The 15,950-nt window shown below is 71.7% G+C and carries 12 protein-coding genes; 2 read left to right on the top strand and 10 right to left on the bottom strand.

What is annotated here, in order from left to right; translation table 11 throughout:
* Positions 1 to 36: 36 nt before the first annotated feature.
* The 4 genes from ACIBJG_RS07670 to ACIBJG_RS07655 form a co-directional block, all read right to left on the bottom strand.
* On the bottom strand, positions 37 to 1,692 hold the full coding sequence (locus ACIBJG_RS07670) for a sigma-70 family RNA polymerase sigma factor (RefSeq protein WP_399305153.1): 1,656 nt from the start codon (positions 1,690 to 1,692) through the stop codon (positions 37 to 39).
* Between the two features lie 105 nt (positions 1,693 to 1,797).
* On the bottom strand, positions 1,798 to 2,976 hold the full coding sequence (locus ACIBJG_RS07665; protein WP_399305150.1) for an acyl-CoA dehydrogenase family protein: 1,179 nt from the start codon (positions 2,974 to 2,976) through the stop codon (positions 1,798 to 1,800).
* 105 nt (positions 2,977 to 3,081) lie between these two features.
* On the bottom strand, positions 3,082 to 4,239 hold the full coding sequence (locus ACIBJG_RS07660; protein ID WP_399305148.1) for a methyltransferase: 1,158 nt from the start codon (positions 4,237 to 4,239) through the stop codon (positions 3,082 to 3,084).
* Positions 4,240 to 4,371: 132 nt separating this feature from the next.
* Positions 4,372 to 4,569 (bottom strand): hypothetical protein, encoded by a 198-nt coding sequence (locus ACIBJG_RS07655; RefSeq protein ID WP_362545683.1) that lies wholly within the window; start codon positions 4,567 to 4,569, stop codon positions 4,372 to 4,374.
* Between the two features lie 251 nt (positions 4,570 to 4,820).
* Between ACIBJG_RS07655 and ACIBJG_RS07650 the strand changes: the two genes are divergently transcribed.
* Entirely contained in the window at positions 4,821 to 5,645 is an 825-nt protein-coding gene (locus ACIBJG_RS07650; protein ID WP_399305145.1) for an endonuclease I family protein, read from the top strand.
* 46 nt (positions 5,646 to 5,691) lie between these two features.
* Here ACIBJG_RS07650 and glsA read toward each other — a convergent pair whose 3' ends face one another.
* A complete protein-coding gene (gene glsA / locus ACIBJG_RS07645) occupies positions 5,692 to 7,029 on the bottom strand; it encodes a glutaminase A (RefSeq protein ID WP_399305142.1) in 1,338 nt (445 codons plus the stop codon).
* Between the two features lie 13 nt (positions 7,030 to 7,042).
* Positions 7,043 to 7,609 carry a hypothetical protein gene (locus ACIBJG_RS07640; RefSeq protein WP_399305139.1) on the bottom strand — a complete coding sequence of 189 codons (567 nt, stop codon included), beginning with the start codon at positions 7,607 to 7,609 and terminating at the stop codon, positions 7,043 to 7,045.
* Between the two features lie 270 nt (positions 7,610 to 7,879).
* Here ACIBJG_RS07640 and ACIBJG_RS07635 point away from each other — a divergent pair, with 270 nt between their 5' ends.
* Positions 7,880 to 8,995: a chemotaxis protein gene (locus ACIBJG_RS07635; protein ID WP_399305136.1), complete on the top strand. Its 1,116-nt coding sequence runs from the start codon at positions 7,880 to 7,882 to the stop codon at positions 8,993 to 8,995.
* 85 nt (positions 8,996 to 9,080) lie between these two features.
* On the opposite strand, the gene ACIBJG_RS07630 is transcribed toward ACIBJG_RS07635, so the two are convergent.
* The 4 genes from ACIBJG_RS07630 to ACIBJG_RS07615 form a co-directional block, all read right to left on the bottom strand.
* Positions 9,081 to 11,468 (bottom strand): phosphoketolase, encoded by a 2,388-nt coding sequence (locus tag ACIBJG_RS07630; RefSeq protein ID WP_399305133.1) that lies wholly within the window; start codon positions 11,466 to 11,468, stop codon positions 9,081 to 9,083.
* 63 nt (positions 11,469 to 11,531) lie between these two features.
* Positions 11,532 to 12,938: an NADP-dependent succinic semialdehyde dehydrogenase gene (locus tag ACIBJG_RS07625; protein ID WP_399305130.1), complete on the bottom strand. Its 1,407-nt coding sequence runs from the start codon at positions 12,936 to 12,938 to the stop codon at positions 11,532 to 11,534.
* A 181-nt stretch (positions 12,939 to 13,119) separates the two neighbouring features.
* Positions 13,120 to 13,623 (bottom strand): ATP-binding protein, encoded by a 504-nt coding sequence (locus ACIBJG_RS07620; protein WP_399305127.1) that lies wholly within the window; start codon positions 13,621 to 13,623, stop codon positions 13,120 to 13,122.
* A 192-nt stretch (positions 13,624 to 13,815) separates the two neighbouring features.
* Complete coding sequence (locus ACIBJG_RS07615; RefSeq protein ID WP_399305124.1) at positions 13,816 to 15,915, bottom strand: xanthine dehydrogenase family protein molybdopterin-binding subunit; 2,100 nt, start codon at positions 15,913 to 15,915, stop codon at positions 13,816 to 13,818.
* Positions 15,916 to 15,950 lie beyond the last annotated feature (35 nt).

Genomic DNA, 15,950 nt, shown 5'->3' with positions numbered 1-15,950 from the left:
TGCGCGGTGATCGCGAGGCCGTGGCCGTCGCACCGTTCACAGCTTCGCACCGAAGTCCTGTGTCCACCACGGTCCGCCGGGGCCTTGGTGTATCCCGATACCGATGTCCTTGAAGGCGCAGTTGAGGATGTTGGCGCGGTGGCCGGGGCTGTTCATCCAGGACTCCATCACCGATGCGGGTGTCTGCTGGCCCCGCGCTATGTTCTCGCCGTACGTGGACCAGCGGTACCCGGCGTCGGTGACGCGTTGGCCGGGGTCGGCGCCGTCGGGGTTCGTGTGCTCGAAGAAGTTCCGGGCCGACATGTCGTCGGAGTGGCGCTGTGCCGCGTCCGCGAGTTGTGTGTCCTCCTTGAGCGGCCCGCATCCGGCGGCCCCCCGCTCCTTGTTGACCAGGGCGACGACCTGGGCCGTGGTGCTCATGGGGGCCGGTCGCACGGTGGGGGTGCTCGACACCCGCGGCGTCGCCGTCTTCTTCGGCGCCGGGGGGACGTTCTTCTTCGGTGTCCGGCTCGGGGTGGCCGCGGTGCTCTTCTTCGCGGACGGCGAGGGCGAGGCGGACACCGACGGCGACGGTGATGTGGTGGCCGGAGTGCCGGGTGCGGCGAGATCGGTGATGGGCTCGGCCGACGTACGCGACGCTGCTTCGTCGTCGCTTCCGGTTCCGGTACCGGGCCCGAGGGACACGTACCACAGGCCCCCGCCGGCCACGCACGCCGCCAGTACCGCACCGCCGATCGCCCGCCGCCGGACAGTCCGCCGGCGCCGGCGGACTTCGGCGCGCGAGGTGCCCCGACCGCCGAGCCGCCCGCCCGGTGAACGGTGTCTGCCCGACCCGCCGGGTATCGCGCCGTCGCCCGTCGTCGCCCCGAGCGCGTGCGAGGCGGCGACGGGCGCCATCCCGTCCTGCGCGGGCCACAGCGCGAGCAGGGCCACGGGCACCGCGACGAGCGCCAGCCCCGCCAGCAGGCCCTCGGCGGGCATCAGGCCGCTCCGGAGTCCGGCACACCGGAGGCAGTCACGGGCGTGCCGGGCTATGCGCTTGCGCCACAGGGCCGATGGCCGGCCGTCCCACGCCACGAGGACTCCGCGGAGTTCCTCGCACGGCGGTTGCGCGTCGAGCGCACGCACGACGATGCGGGCCGTCTCCAGCTGTGCCTTCATCCGCTGCACCCGGACCGCCGCGTACTGCGGCGAGAGCTCCAGCGCCTCGGCGACTTCGGACCGGGTCAGCTCCCCCGCACACTCCAGCCACCACAGCGACAGCAGGCCCCGGTCCTCCGGCTCCAGCCACCGCGTCGCGCGTGCCGTCTCCTGACGCTGCCCGGACAGTTGCAGACGCATCATCGTCAGACCGACGAAGTCGGCCCCGGGATCGGCGACCTGCCCGGCCTCCTCCAACGGGCCCGGCGCGCCGTTGCGGCCATGCCAGTACGCGCGGACCTGGTTCATCGCGATCGCCACCAGCCAGGAGCGGAAGCTCTCCGGGGCCCGCAGACCGCCGAGCCCGTGCAGCGCCCGGAGCATGGTGTCCTGCACCACGTCGTCCACGTCCGCCGAACCGTTCAACGCCCGGCCCACGATGTTGTAGACGAGCGGAAGGTACGCGCCTGCCAGCTCAGCCCTGGCCCCCGCGTCCCCCTCGCGGGCGGCGGTCACCAGTGCCACCGCGTCCACCGTGTGCTGATGGCTCATGAAGAAGTTCCCTGTCCTGTAGACCGCTGATGATGCCCGATGGCTCGGAGACCGCCGAGGGCGGCTCGGATATCAGTTATCCACGACCGGGATTTCCCCAGGGGCTCAGCGGCGTACCCGCGGCATCCCGAGGCCGATCCACGAGATGATCTCCCGCTGGATCTCGTTGTTGCCGCCACCGAAGGTGAAGATCACGGCGGACCGGTATCCGCGTTCGAGTTCGCCGTGCAGGACGGCGCCCGCGGAACCCTCCTTGAGTGGGCCGGCCGAGCCGACGACCTCCATGAGCCAGGCGTAGGCGTCGCGGCGCGCCTCGGAGCCGTAGACCTTGACGGCGGAGGCGTCCTGCGGGGTGAGCGTGGCGTGCTGGACGGCGGACACCATCTGCCAGTTGAGGAGTTTCATCGCGTCGAGCCGGGCGTGGGTGCGGGCGAGGCGGGCGCGTACCCAGCCGAGGTCGATGACGCGGCGGCCGTCGGCGATCCTGGTTTCGGCGGCCCAGCGGCGGACGTTGTGCAGGGCGCCGATGGCCATGGTGCCGTGGGCGGCGAGGGTGACGCGTTCGTGGTTGAGCTGGTTGGTGATGAGCCGCCAGCCCTTGTTCTCCTCGCCGACCCGGCGGGAGACGGGGACGCGGATGTTCTCGTAGTAGCTGGCCGAGGTGTCGTGCGAGGCGAGGGTGTTGATCAGGGTGCACGAGTAGCCGGGGTCCGACGTCGGGACGAGGAGCATGGTGATGCCCTTGTGGGGCGCGGCGTCCGGATCGGTGCGGGCTGCGAGCCAGACCCAGTCCGCCGTGTCGCCGTTGGTCGTCCAGATCTTCTGTCCGTTGACGACGTACGTGTCGCCGTCGCGCACCGCCCGGGTCTTGAGGGCGGCGAGGTCGGTGCCCGCGTCGGGTTCGCTGTAGCCGATCGCGAAGTCGATCTCCCCGGCGAGGACCTTCGGCAGGAAGTACGCCTTCTGTTCCTCGGTGCCGAACTGCATGATCGTCGGGCCGACGGTGTTGAGCGCCATCAGGGGCAGCGGCACGCCCGCCTGCGCCGCCTCGTCGAAGAAGATGAACTGTTCCATGGGAGAGAGGCCGCGCCCGCCGTACTCCGTGGGCCATCCGACGCCGAGCCAGCCGTCGGCGCCCAGGCGCCTGATCGTCTCGCGGTAGAAGCGTTTCTGGGCGGCCGGGTCGGCGTAGCGCGCGTAGGCGTTGTCGGGGACCAGGGCGGCGAAGTACGTATGCAGTTCGGCGCGCAACTGCTGCTGTTCAGGCGTGTATTCGAGGTGCACGGCCCCTCCAGGAGTCTCGCTTCGCGTCGCCCGTGTGCGGCGGCGCACACAGTAGAACGTGTTGCAAGAATCCGGAAGGGGCGCGAGCGCCACGGGGCGTGGCCGTCAGCGTTTGACGGCGCGCAGCACGACGAACTTGGGGTCGCCTGCCACCGTGGTGCAGTTGCCGAAGATCCGGCGCAGCAGGGTGTGGTAGGCGAGGTGCCGGTTGCCCACCACCCACAGTTCACCGCCCTGGCGCAGCGCGGTGCGCGCCCCGTGGAACATGTTCCGGGCGGTCGCGTCCGTGGTGGCCTGGTGCGAGTGGAACGGCGGGTTGCACAGGACGAGGTCCGCGCCGCCGGGCTCGGCGTCGGCCAGCCCGTCGGCGACCACGAAGCGGGCTTCCGCCTCCGGACCGACGTTGGCCCGGAAGGTCGCCTCGGCCGAGGCGAGGGCCTGGTAGGACTCGTCGACGAAGGTGAGCGATGCCTCGGGGTTGGCGAGCGCGGCGGCCAGGCCGAGGACCCCGTTCCCGCAGCCGAGGTCGACGACCCGGTCGGGGCCGCTGCGCGACGGCAGGTGCTTCAGGAAGAAGCGGGTGCCGACGTCGAGCCGCTCCGCGCAGAAGATGCCTGCGTGGTTGACCACGGTGCGGCCGGCGACGGCCCCGACGTCGTCGGGCAGCTCGTAGCGGTACGGCCAGGGGCTGGGCGTGCGGGCCAGGGAGGGGTCGGGCGTGCAGTGGATCAGCCGGGCCTTCTTGACCGCGAGCGAGGTGCGGGTGGGACCGATGATCCGCTCGAACAGCTTGAGGGTGGAGGTGTGGATCTCCTTCACCATGCCGGTGCCGATGACGACGGTGCCGGCGTGGACGGCGGGTGCGAGCCGGTGCAGCTGGTCCTCCAGGAGCGCGAGGCTCTTGGGTACGCGCACGAGCAGCACGTCGACCCGGTCCGGCGGCGTCTCGCGCACGGACAGCAGGTGCACGGCGTCGGGGGCGGCGCCGTTACGCTCCAGGTTCGCCGCCGTCGCCCGCTGTGCGAGGTAGGAGTCGGTGATCTGTACGGGGCGGTGCTCGGCCAGCGCCGTACTCAGCGCACCCCAGCGGTCGCCGACGATCACGACGCGTCCGGAGAGGCCGACCGGCTCGGCCCCGTCGACCCCCTCCAGGTGCCGGAGCAGGTATTCGTCGGCCGCGTCCCAGGCTCGGAACGGGTCGCGGGGGTTCTCGGGGAATCGGGCGAGGTCGTAACCAGCCCCTGACGTCGTCAAACGGTTCATATTGCGTTCAGGCTAACCGAGCAGCGCCGTACGCCCGAACAACCGGCGGCCGACGAGTGCCCGCACCCCGCCGGGCCGGCCGTGGCCACCGGCGATGCCGGTGGCCACGGCCGGCGCACGGGCCGCGGATGACTACGGCAGTTGCTTCTCGATGGCTGCCCTGCCCTCCCTGGCCAGCCTGCGCTCGGCCCACTCGAGATTCCGGGGTGTCAGGTCCCGCCCGGAGGCGAGCACCACGTCCTCCGCCGAAGGATTGTCGCTGGCACCGGTGTGCAAAAGACTGTCGGGGGTCACGCCCCGTACGGATATGGATTCGGGCTCGTCACTCATGCCGCCTCCTCGTCCTTGCGGCAATTCTCGCCCCCCGCCGACAGGAGCGCATCCGATGCCCGGGGGGCGCCTGCGACGGCCGGACACCGACCCTCACTTGACCTGCACATGATAGGTACGCAGCGTTCACACCTCGGTCACGGTGCGTGTGGAAGGCTCCCGCTGACCACCTAGTAACACGACCACCGCGGAGCCGCCCCCCACCCTGTGGCGGCGTCGCGGTGCCCGTATTTCCGGAGAGGACACCCCACATGTCCCGTCGTCACCTCTTCCACCGGCGCCCACTGCTGGCCACGCTCGCCGCCTTCGCGGTGCTCGGCGGCACCGCGGCCGCCGCACCCGCCACGACCCCACAGCCCACGGCCCGGCCCGCCACCCCGCTCGGCACCCTGGACGACACGTACTACCAGGACGCGCTCGGCAAGACCGGCACCGCGCTCAAGGGCGCCCTGCACACGATCATCAGCGACCAGACCAAGCTCAGCTACAGCCAGGTCTGGGACGCGCTCAAGACCACCGACGAGGATCCGGCCAACTCCTCGAACGTGATCCTTCTCTACACCGGCCGCTCCGAGCCCAAGAGCGACAACGGCGGCAACGTCGGCCAGTGGAACCGCGAGCACGTCTGGGCCAAGTCCCACGGCGACTTCGGTACCGCCACGGGCCCGGGCACCGACATCCACCACCTGCGCCCGGAAGACGTCTCGGTCAACTCCACCCGCGGCAACAAGGACTTCGACAACGGCGGCACCGAACTGGGTGACGCACCCGGCAACTACACCGACGGCGACTCCTTCGAGCCGCGCGACGCGGTCAAGGGCGACGTGGCCCGCATGATCCTCTATATGGCGGTGCGCTACGAGGGCGACGACTCCTTCGCCGACCTCGAACCCAACGACAGCGTGTCGAACGGCTCCGCACCGAACATCGGCCGGCTCTCCGTACTGAAGGCGTGGAGCGAGGAGGACCCGCCGGACAGCTTCGAACAGCGGCGCAACGACGTCATATTCGACGAGTTCCAGCACAACCGGAACCCGTTCGTCGACCACCCCGAGTGGGTGGAAGCCATCTGGTGACCAGCCCTCTCCGGGACACCTGAGGGAGCTGGTTCCCGCAGGACCGTCAGCCGTCGGCCGTCGCCGTGCACCAGGCGACGGCCGCCTCGCGGGAAGCGAAGGAACGCGCGGCCCCGGCCTCCTCGCCCGGCTCGCCGAGGCGGCCGTCGGGGTCGGCCACGGCGGTGCGCCGGCCGTCGGCGGCCAGCCGGGCCAGTCCGCTGCGCAGCATCGCCCGGGCCACGGTGTCGATGCCCGTCACGCGCACCAGGTCGAGTACCGTCGCGCCGGTCCGCCCGGTTCCCGCCTCGTCCAGGGCGTACAGGACCCGCTCCGCCGCGGTGAAGTCCAGGGCGCCCTGGGCGGCGGCGACCGCCACGCGCTCCCGGCGGGCGCGCTCACGCTCCCCGGCCGGGACGGCGGGCAGGTCGTCGGCGGTGGTGACCAGGGTGACGGTGGAGCCTGCCAGGGCCGGGTTGTACATGAGATGCAGGCCGAGCCGCTCGGAGAGCGTCCCGATCGCCAGGTGTCCCCGCACGGAGGTCCCGGTCGGATCGAGCAGCGGGCTGTACGTCGCCAGCCCGAACCGGGCCGGCCCCGCGGCGATCACTCCGCCGGACACCCCGCTCTTGGCCGGCAGCCCCACTCTGAGCAGCCAGTCGCCCGAGGCGTCGTACATGCCGCAGGTCGCCATCACCGCGAGCACCTGGGCGGCGACGGGCTCGGCCACCACGCGGTTTCCGGTGAGCGGATTGACGCCGCCGTGCGCCAGGGTCGCCGCCATCGCCGCGAGATCCAGGGCCGTCACCCGTACCGCACACTGCCGGAAGTACGTCTCCACCGCCGCCACCGGGTCCATGGGCAGGGGCCCCGTGCTGCGGACGAGGTAGGCGAGGGCGCGATTGCGGTCCCCGGTGGCGGCCTCGGAGGCGTACACCTCCTCGTCGACGTCGAGCTTCCGGCCGGCGAACCGGCTCAGGCAGTCGAGGATGCGCCCGAACCGCGGTGCGACGGGAGTGTCGGGGATGAGTGCGGTGGCGACGATGGCGCCCGCGTTGACCATGGCGTTGGCCGGGCGCCCGGTGCCGCGTTCGAGGCTGATGGCGTTGAACGCCTCCCCGCTGGGCTCGGCGTTCACCCAGCGGGACACCTCGTCGAGGCCGAGGAGGGACAGGGCCAGGGCGTAGACGAACGGCTTCGACACGGACTGGAGGGTGAACGGGACGTCGGCGTCGCCCGTGCTGTACCGGTGACCGTCCATGCTGATCAGGGCCAGCCCGAAGGCGCCGGGGTCGGCGAGGGCCAGTTGGGGGATGTAGTCGGCGAGTTCACCCTCGTCGACCCCGGCGTACGTGGTGTGCAGTTCTCGCAGTGCGTCCGTGACGGCACCGGTGGCGACGCTCACGCGGTTCCGGCCGTCAGCCGCGCTCGGCCTGGGCGATCCGGGGGAACGACTTGACGCCGGCGGCCTTGCGGCTGTTGGCGTGCTGACTGACCGTCCGGTTCGGCGGGGCGTCGGGGAAGCCCAGCACCACGGAGTCGAGGACCTTTCCGGACGCGTCCACGAACTCCACCCGCACGGCGTAGAAGGCCGCCTTGTCGGTGGGGTTGGTCACCCGTACGAGGGCGCTGCGGAACTGCTCCGACGCCGCGACCGGAAGGCCGTTGACGGAGACGTCGCCGACGGCGTTGCCCTTGCCCTCGACGCCCTTGAGTGTCGTCACGGCCTTCTGCCGGCTGCGTTCCACATCGGCGGAGACCGAGGCGGCGAAGTCCTCCTGGGTGCGCGGGCTCTCGGTCGCCGTAGCCGAGGTGGCCGGCTCCGCGGACACCGTACGGGTGCTTCTGGCCGTGCCCTGCATCGAGCTGTCGTCGCTGTCGCAGGCCGCGGTGCCCGCGACGATCACCGCGGCGAGCACGGCGGGGGTCAGGCTGCGGGCTGCGCGGCGGCCGAGGGCACGCCGCACGGGGCTGGTCTGGTTCACGGACGCTCCGTCTGCTCGGAAGTGCGAAGGAAAAGTGGCGCCCGACGAGATGGGGGCCGACGAGATAGGGGCCGGTGGCGGGGCCGGCTCCCGGAGGGTCATGCCGCGCCTTCGGCCGACTGGAACTTCCACACAGTGAGGGTGGACATCGCGCTACCTCCGGAACCCGAGATGACCAACTCGCTCATATTAGGATCAAAAGGTATGAATTGACTCGTCGAATCACCCGCTCCGCACGGCAGTGCGCGCAAGTCCCCCGGGAGGGAACTGATGGATACGGACGCCCTGACCGCCGGTCTGCTGCAAGAGCTCCGCGCGGCCAAGCCCTATCCGGCCCTGTCCCTGACCATGCCGACCCACCGGCGTGCACCGGACAACGCCCAGGACGCCGTACGGCTGCGCAACCTGGTGTCCGAGGCGGGCAGCCGGCTCGACGCCGACCCCGAGGTCACCCGCGAGGCGCGCGCGGCGGTCAAGCAGCAGCTCGACCGCGCGGTCGACGAGATCGATCCGCGCCGCGCACTGGACGCGCTGGTGGTCCTCGCCACGGCGGACGAGTACCAGATCTGGCAGCTGCCACGCACCGCACCCGAACGAGTGGTGCTCAGCGACACCTATCTGACCCGCAACCTGGTCGCGGCGAAGGCGAAAGCGCAGCCGTTCTGGGCACTCACCGTGTCCGCGGACCACGCCGCCCTGTTCAGCGGCACGTCCGACACGGCGCACGAGGAGCACATCGGCGGCTTCCCGCTGACGGCTCCGCGCGAGGCGCCCAACCCGCAGCGCGAGGAGCGGATCGGCGACACCCCGAGCACCTTCACCGACGAGGAGACCCGCCAGTTCCTGCGCACGGTGGACGAGAAGCTGCGCGGGGTGCTGGCCACCGATCCGCGCCCGCTCTACCTGGTCGGGCTCGCTCCGGCGCTGGCCCTGCTCGACGAGGTCGGCGAGGTCGCCAAGGAGGCGGTCGGCCGGGTCACCAAGGGCGCACCCGCCGAGACCTCGCCCAGCGACCTGCTGACCGAACTGCGGCCCGCGCTGGAGGCCCGGCGGAAGCGGTTCGCCGCGGAGATCGACGGCAAGCTGGACGAGGCCCGCGGGCGGCGCGCCTTCGCCGGCGGGCTCGACGAGGTGTGGGCCGCCGTACGGGAGGGACGCGCCGGCCTGGTGGCTGTGGAGGAGCACCACCAGCAGACGGTCCGGGTCGACCAGGAGCACCTGGTTCCGGTGAGCGGCGACGCCGCGGACCCGGCGGACGTGAACGTCCGTGAGGACATCGTCGACGAGCTGGTCGAGGCGGCACTGGACAGTGGCGCCGATGTCGTCTTCGTCGCGGACGACTCGCTCAAGGAGCACGGACGGATCGCGGCGGCGCTGCGTTACTGAGCCGGGGCTCCGGCCACGGCCCCTGCCAGCGGCACAGCCCCGGACGGTTGACCGTCCGGGGCTGTGCCGTGCGCAGGGGAAGCGCTCACCCCTCCCAGGTCCAGTCGGTCACTTCCGGCAGGTCCGTGCCGTGTGCGCGGATCCAGTCGTGATGGCGGGTCCGGGTGTCCGCCATCGCCTGGCGCACCGCCACCGCCCGGACCCCCAGGCCGGGAACGCGGTCGACGACGTCCATGACGAGGCGGTAGCGGTCGAGGTCGTTGCGGACCACCATGTCGAAGGGCGTGGTGGTCGTGCCCTCCTCCTTGTAGCCCCTGACGTGCAACTGGGCGTGTCCGGTCCGGCGGTAGGCCAGCCGGTGGATCAGCCAGGGATAGCCGTGGTAGGCGAAGATCACCGGCTTGTCGCGGGTGAACAGGGCGTCGTACTCGGAGTCCGGCATCCCGTGCGGATGCTCGGAATGGGGCATGAGCCGGGCCATGTCGACGACGTTCACCACCCGCACGGACAGCTCCGGCAGGTACTGCCGCAGCAGACCGGCGGCAGCCAGGGTCTCCAGCGTGGGTACGTCCCCGGCGCAGGCGAGTACGACGTCGGGTTCGCGGGTGCCGTCCTCGGTGCCCGCCCACTCCCAGACGCCCGCGCCGCGCGCACAGTGCGCACGGGCCTGGTCGAGGGTGAGCCAGTCGAAGCTCGGCTGCTTGCCCGCCACGATCACGTTCACGTAGTCCCGGCTGCGCAGCGCGTGGTCGGCCACGGAGAGCAGGGTGTTCGCGTCCGGGGGCAGATAGACGCGTACGACCTCGGGGCTCTTGTTCAGGATGTGGTCGACGAACCCCGGGTCCTGGTGCGAGAAGCCGTTGTGGTCCTGGCGCCAGACGTGCGAGGTGAGCAGGTAGTTGAGGGAGGCGATGGGGCGCCGCCAGGGCAGCCGGCGCGAGGTCCGCAGCCACTTGATGTGCTGGTTCACCATCGAGTCGACGATGTGGGCGAACGCCTCGTAGCAGGAGAAGAGTCCGTGCCGGCCGGTGAGCAGATAGCCCTCCAGCCAGCCCTGGCACAGGTGCTCGGAGAGAACCTCCATGACGCGGCCGTCGCGGGCGAGGTGCTCGTCGGTCGGGAGCGTGCCGGCCTGCCATGCCTTGCCGGTGGCCTCGTAGAGGGCGTCGAGGCGGTTGGACGCCGTCTCGTCGGGGCCGACGACGCGGAAGTCCCGCCGGTCGGCGGTGGCCGCCATGACGGCCTCCAGCAGGCCGCCGAGGATCCGGGTCGGTTCGTGGAGGACGGTCCCGGGCCTGTCCACCTGGACGGCGTGCGCGTCGAGGTCCGGCACCGGCAGGTCCCGCAGGAGCAGACCGCCGTTGGCGTACGGGGTGGCGCCGAGGCGCGCCGTGCCCTCGGGCACGCAGGCGAGGACCTGTTCCGTGGGCCGTCCCTCGGCGTCGAAGAGTTCCTCGGGCCGGTAGGAGCGCAGCCATCCCTCCAGCTGCCGCAGGTGCTCGGGGTTGTCGCGGACCCCGGGCAGCGGGACCTGGTGGGCCCGCCAGGTGCCTTCGACGGGCAGTCCGTCGACCTCGGCGGGTCCGGTCCAGCCCTTCGGCGTACGCAGCACGATCATCGGCCACCGCGGGCGCCCGGTCTCGCCGCCGGCCCTGGCGGCGTCCTGGAGCTCCCGGATGCGGTCGACGGCCCGGTCCATGGCAGCAGCCATCGCCCGGTGCACGGTGAGGGGATCGTCCCCCGCCACGTACAGCGGTTCGTGTCCGTAGCCGCGCAGCAGGGAATCGAGCTCGGCCTCGGGGAGGCGGGCGAGCACGGTCGGGTTGGCGATCTTGTAGCCGTTGAGGTGGAGGACCGGAAGGACCGCCCCGTCGTGGACGGGATCGAGGAACTTGTTGGCGTGCCAGGAACCGGCGAGCGGCCCGGTCTCCGCCTCACCGTCGCCGATGACACAGGTGACCAGCAGGTCCGGGTGGTCGAGTGCGGCGCCGTAGGCGTGCGCGAGGGCGTACCCCAGCTCGCCGCCCTCGTGGATGGAGCCGGGGGTCTCCGGTGCGACGTGACTGGGTACGCCGCCGGGGAAGGAGAACTGCTTGAACAGCAGCCCCATGCCCGCCTCGTCCCTGCTGACGTCGGGGTACGTCTGCGAGTAGCTGCCCTCCAGCCAGGAGTTGGCGAGGACGGCGGGACCGCCGTGCCCGGGGCCCCAGACGCACAGCGCGTCGAGGCGGCGCGAGGCGATCACACGGTTGAGATGGGTGTACACGAGGTTGAGCCCCGGTGAGGTGCCCCAGTGGCCGAGGAGTCTGGGCTTGATGTCCTCGGGGACGAGCGGCCGGCTCAGCAGCGGATTGCCCATCAGGTAGATCTGGCCGACGGCCAGGTAGTTGGCGGCCCGCCAGTGCGCATCGAGCGCGGCGATCTCCTCGTCGGTCGGGCCGGTCGTCGATGAGGAAGGCGGGGCGTCGCTCATGGTCACCTCTCAGCGGGCGTGTGCGGTGGGCCGGTCTCTCTGCGGCGTGTGCGGTGGTTCCGGTTACCTGGGGCCGTACCAGACGGTGGTGGCGTTGGAGAACTCGCGGATGCCGTGACCGGCGAGCTCACGTCCGTATCCGGAGCGCTTCACCCCGCCGAACGGCAGTGCGGGGTGCGAGGCCGTCATGCCGTTGAAGAACACGCCGCCCGCCTCCAGGTCCCGGATACAGCGGCGGCTCTCGTCGGCGTCACGGGTCCAGACGTTGGAACTGAGACCGAAGGGCGTGTCGTTGGCCACTTCCAGGGCCTCGTCGAGGCTTTCGGCCCGGTAGAGGGTGGCGACGGGGCCGAAGGTCTCCTCGCGATGGATGCGCATGGCGGGCGTGATGCCGGTGAGGACGGTCGGGGCGTAGAACCAGCCCCGCTCCAGTCCGCCGGTCAGACCCTCGGGCCGACCGCCGCCGCACAGGGCGGTCGCTCCGTGGCGCACGGCGTCGTCGACGAGCTCCTCCAGGTCGGTGCGCCCCTGTTCACTGGCGAGCGGTCCGATGTCGGTGGACTCCTCCAGCGGGTCGCCGACGGTCAGGTCGCGCATGCCCACGGTGAAGCGTTCGGCGAACTCCTCGTACACCTCCGTGTGCACGATGAACCTCTTGGCGGCGATGCAGGACTGCCCGTTGTTCTGGACGCGGGCGGTGACGGCGGTGCGGGCCGCCTTGGCGACGTCGGCCGAGGGCAGGACCAGGTAGGGGTCGCTGCCGCCGAGTTCCAGGACGGTGTGCTTGACCTCGTCGCCGGCGACGGCCGCGACGGCGCGGCCGGCCGGTTCGCTGCCGGTCAGGGTGGCCGCCGCCACCCGGCGGTCGCGCAGGATCGCCTCGACGGCTCCGGAGCCCACCAGCAGCGTCTGGAAGCAGCCGGCCGGGAAGCCGGCCCGGTGGAACAGGTCGCCCAGGTACAGCGCGGTCTGCGGCACGTTCGAGGCGTGCTTCAGCAGACCGGTGTTCCCGGCCATGAGCGCGGGCGCCGCGAACCGGACCACCTGCCAGAGGGGGAAGTTCCACGGCATCACGGCGAGCACGGTGCCCAGCGGCCGGTAGTGGACGTAGGCGCGGGACGCACCGGAGTCCTCGACGTCGGCGGGCGCGGGGTGCTCGTCGCCGAGGAGCTCCTCGGCATGGGCCGCGTACCAGCGCATGGCCTTCGCGCACTTCGCGGCCTCGGCCCGGGACGCCTTGATCGGTTTGCCCATCTCCAGGGTCATGGTGCGGGCGATGTCCTGCTGGTCCTCGTCGAGGAGGTCGGCGGCCCGGTTCAGCAGCCGGGAGCGCTCGCCGAATCCGGTGGTGCGGTACTCCCGGAAGGCGGCGTCCGCCGCGGCGAGCCGCCGCTCGATCTCGTCCGGCCCCAGTGCGTCGAACGTTCTGAGGGTCTCGCCGTTCGCGGGGTTGACCGTCGCGATGGGCATGGCTGTGGCCTCCTTGCCTCGGTACTTCGACCGTGCCGCGCCGCAGGCGGCGGCGCAACGCGGGCCGCCGCCATCCGCATACCCGACCGGCGCGGACCATGCATGCGTGAGGCATGCGATCCGCGCCGGAAGGGGGCAGGGGGTGGGGACGGGGGCGTGGGGCCGCTCCGTGCTGCGCGCCTCAGACGAGGGCGGGGGCGTCGGTCCGGACCGGATCGGCCATGGGGAAGTCCGTGACCACGGCCGGCGGGCGGCGGAACTCGCGGACGCCGGGCAGCGGCGGCAGCGGCACCAGTTCGATGTGCTGCGGCTCCTGCGCGTAGCGGGTGAACCAGACGACCTTGCCCTCGGTGGTCCGGCAGGTGCCCCAGCTGTCGCTGAGGGCCATGACCCGGCTGAGGCCGCCGCCCTCGTGGAGCAGCCGCGGCATGTCGGAACCGTTGTCGGCGACGGAGACCGTGAGGTGCCGTCCGGACCAGCGGAGTTCGACGACGCACTGGTTGTCGTCACCGACGTGCCGGTGGACGTTGGTCAGCAGTTCCTCCACGGCGCGGCACACGGGCCGGACGTGGAGTTCGAGACTCCAGTGGCGGAGGTGTGCGGCGACTATCCGTCGCAGCTGGGACACACGCTCTGCCGAAACCTGTAGTTCGACCACATAGTGCCGGTCGAGTGGAACGGTCATCGTCGAGGCTCCTCACATCGAGGCCCACATGCTTCGCCCCGTTGAACCAACGACCCCCGAATACGAACAGTGAGCAGATGTCACTTCTGGGTCACTCCTCAGGGTGAGGCCGCAGGGCCGGTTGCGCAACACATCCGGCCGCGCACCCCCGGTGACCGGCGCATATGCGTCCGGCGTGATCTCGCGCCGGCCTCAGTACAGAGCAGCGAGCAGCCGGTCCGGGGTGAGCGGAAGGGTCCGCATCCGGACACCGGTGGCGTGATGGACGGCGTTGCCGATCGCGGCAGCCGCGCCGACGATGCCGATCTCACCGATGCCCTTGCTGCCCATGGGATTGAGGTGCGGGTCGTCCTCGTCGATCCAGTACGCCTCCAGGCCGGTCGCGTCGGCGCAGGCCGGCACGTGGTAGGAGGCGAGGTCGCTCTCGGTGAAGTCGCCGAAGGCCGGGTCGAGGGTGCTGCCCTCGGTCAGGGCCATGCCGAGCCCCATGGTCATGCCGCCGATGAACTGGGATCGCGCGGTGCGGGAGTTGAGGATGTGTCCGGCGGCGAAGACTCCGAGCATCCGGCGTACCCGGACCTCACCGGTCCGGGAGTCGACCGCGACCTCCGCGAAGTGGGCCCCGAACGCGTGACGCGCGTACGGGGACTCCGCGGCCGTCTCCTCGCTCGTGTCCGCGGTGACGGTCACTCCGGCGGCGGGCGGCTGCCCGGAGGACTCGCCGAGCCGCGCCACGAGGGCGGTGGCCGCCTTGTGCACGGACCAGCCCCAGGAGGCGGTGCCCGAGGAGCCGCCGGCCAGCGGGGCGTCCGGCAGGTCGCTGTCCCCGATGTCGACCGTCACGTTCTCCACCGGCGTCTCCAGCACGCGTGCGGCGATCTGGGCCAGGACGGTCCGGGCACCGGTGCCGATGTCGGTGGCGTTGACGGCGATCCGGTAGGAGCCGTCGGGGGCCGCGTGCGCCGAGGCGTGGGAGGCACTGGCGTAGACGGGGTACGTGGCGGCGGCGACGCCCGTGCCGAGCAGCAGGGAGCCCTCCCGGCGGGCTCCCGGGCGCGGGTCGCGGTCGCTCCAGCCGAAGCGTGCCGCGCCGTCCCGGAGGCAGGCGGCCAGGTTGCGGCTGCTGAAGGGCTTGCCGGAGTCCGGCTCGGCGGCCGGATCGTTGCGCAGCCGCAGTTCGACGGGGTCGAGCCCGAGAGCCGTGGCGAGTTCGTCGACGGCTGATTCGAGGGCGTACATACCGGACGCCTCGCCCGGGGCGCGCATCCACGACGGGCTCGGGACATCGAGCGCGGTGACCCGGTGGACGGTCCGGCTGTGCGCGGATCCATACATCACGCGGGCGGGTACGGCGGCCTGTTCCACGAACTCCTTGACGGTGGAGGTGTGGGTGATGACCTCGTGGGCCACCGAGGTGAGGGCGCCGTCCCTTTCCGCACCGAGCCGGACGCGCTGCACGGTGGGCGCCCGGTGGCCGACGACGGCGGCCATGTGGCGCCGGGGCATGGCGAGCTCGACGGGGTGTCCCGTGTGGTGCGCGGCCATGGCGGCGAGTACGACCTGGGGGCGCGGCGTGCCCTTGCTTCCGAACCCACCGCCGACGTGCCGGGAGATGACGTTGACCTGGTCCGGCCGGAGTCCGAACACGGTGGCGAGGCTGTCACGCACCTTGGTGGCGCCCTGGCTGGAGTCGTACACGGTGAGGCGCCCTTCCGGCGACCAGTGGGCGGTCGTGGAGTGCGGCTCCATGGGGTGGTTGTGCAGCGGTCCTATCGTGTACGTGGTGTCGACCTGTACGGGTGCGGCCGCGAAGGCACTGTCGAAGTCGCCGCGTTCACGCACGGCCGGATACCCGCCGTTGGCGGTCTCCGGGGTGTAGAGCCCGCCATGGTCCGCGGTGAGGACGACGTCGTGCGTGGCGGTCTCGTAGGTGATGTACAGCGCCTCGGCGCCCGCCCGCGCGCCTTCGAGGGTGTCGGCCACGACCACGGCGATCTGCCAGCCCCGGTGCGGCACGCGGTCGTTCTGCAGGACGGCGAGGATCGGGTCGTCCGGCTCCTTGATCCGTGGCGCGTTCTCGTGGGTGAGGACGGCGCGGACACCGGGGAGGCAGAGGGCGTCGGCGGTCCGGATCGCGGTGACCCGGCCGTGGGGCACGGTGGCGGGCACGGGCCAGGCGTACAGGCAGCCGGGCAGGTTGAGCTCGGCGGCGTAGCGCGCGGCGCCGGTCACCTTGTCCCGGCCCTCGCGGCGGACGACGGGGGCGCCGAGCGGCTGGGGGGCGTTGCTCATGGCGGGAATCCTCGGCTGTTCGGGGGCGGGGGTTG

This window comes from Streptomyces sp. NPDC050422 (genome assembly GCF_044458665.1).
Classification (GTDB): Bacteria; Actinomycetota; Actinomycetes; order Streptomycetales; family Streptomycetaceae; genus Streptomyces.
Note: the sequence above shows the minus strand (reverse complement) of the source record. Positions and strands in the feature narration are given on the sequence as shown.

Excerpts from the sequence above, each read along its gene's own strand:
- ACIBJG_RS07660 (WP_399305148.1), bottom strand. The coding sequence starts at position 4,239 with ATGAACCGTTTGACGACGTCAGGGGCTGGTTACGACCTCGCCCGATTC.
- ACIBJG_RS07615 (WP_399305124.1), bottom strand. The coding sequence starts at position 15,915 with ATGAGCAACGCCCCCCAGCCGCTCGGCGCCCCCGTCGTCCGCCGCGAG.
- ACIBJG_RS07670 (WP_399305153.1), bottom strand. The coding sequence starts at position 1,692 with ATGAGCCATCAGCACACGGTGGACGCGGTGGCACTGGTGACCGCCGCC.
- ACIBJG_RS07635 (WP_399305136.1), top strand. The coding sequence starts at position 7,880 with ATGGATACGGACGCCCTGACCGCCGGTCTGCTGCAAGAGCTCCGCGCG.
- ACIBJG_RS07655 (WP_362545683.1), bottom strand. The coding sequence starts at position 4,569 with ATGAGTGACGAGCCCGAATCCATATCCGTACGGGGCGTGACCCCCGAC.
- ACIBJG_RS07620 (WP_399305127.1), bottom strand. The coding sequence starts at position 13,623 with ATGACCGTTCCACTCGACCGGCACTATGTGGTCGAACTACAGGTTTCG.
- ACIBJG_RS07650 (WP_399305145.1), top strand. The coding sequence starts at position 4,821 with ATGTCCCGTCGTCACCTCTTCCACCGGCGCCCACTGCTGGCCACGCTC.
- ACIBJG_RS07630 (WP_399305133.1), bottom strand. The coding sequence starts at position 11,468 with ATGAGCGACGCCCCGCCTTCCTCATCGACGACCGGCCCGACCGACGAG.
- ACIBJG_RS07625 (WP_399305130.1), bottom strand. The coding sequence starts at position 12,938 with ATGCCCATCGCGACGGTCAACCCCGCGAACGGCGAGACCCTCAGAACG.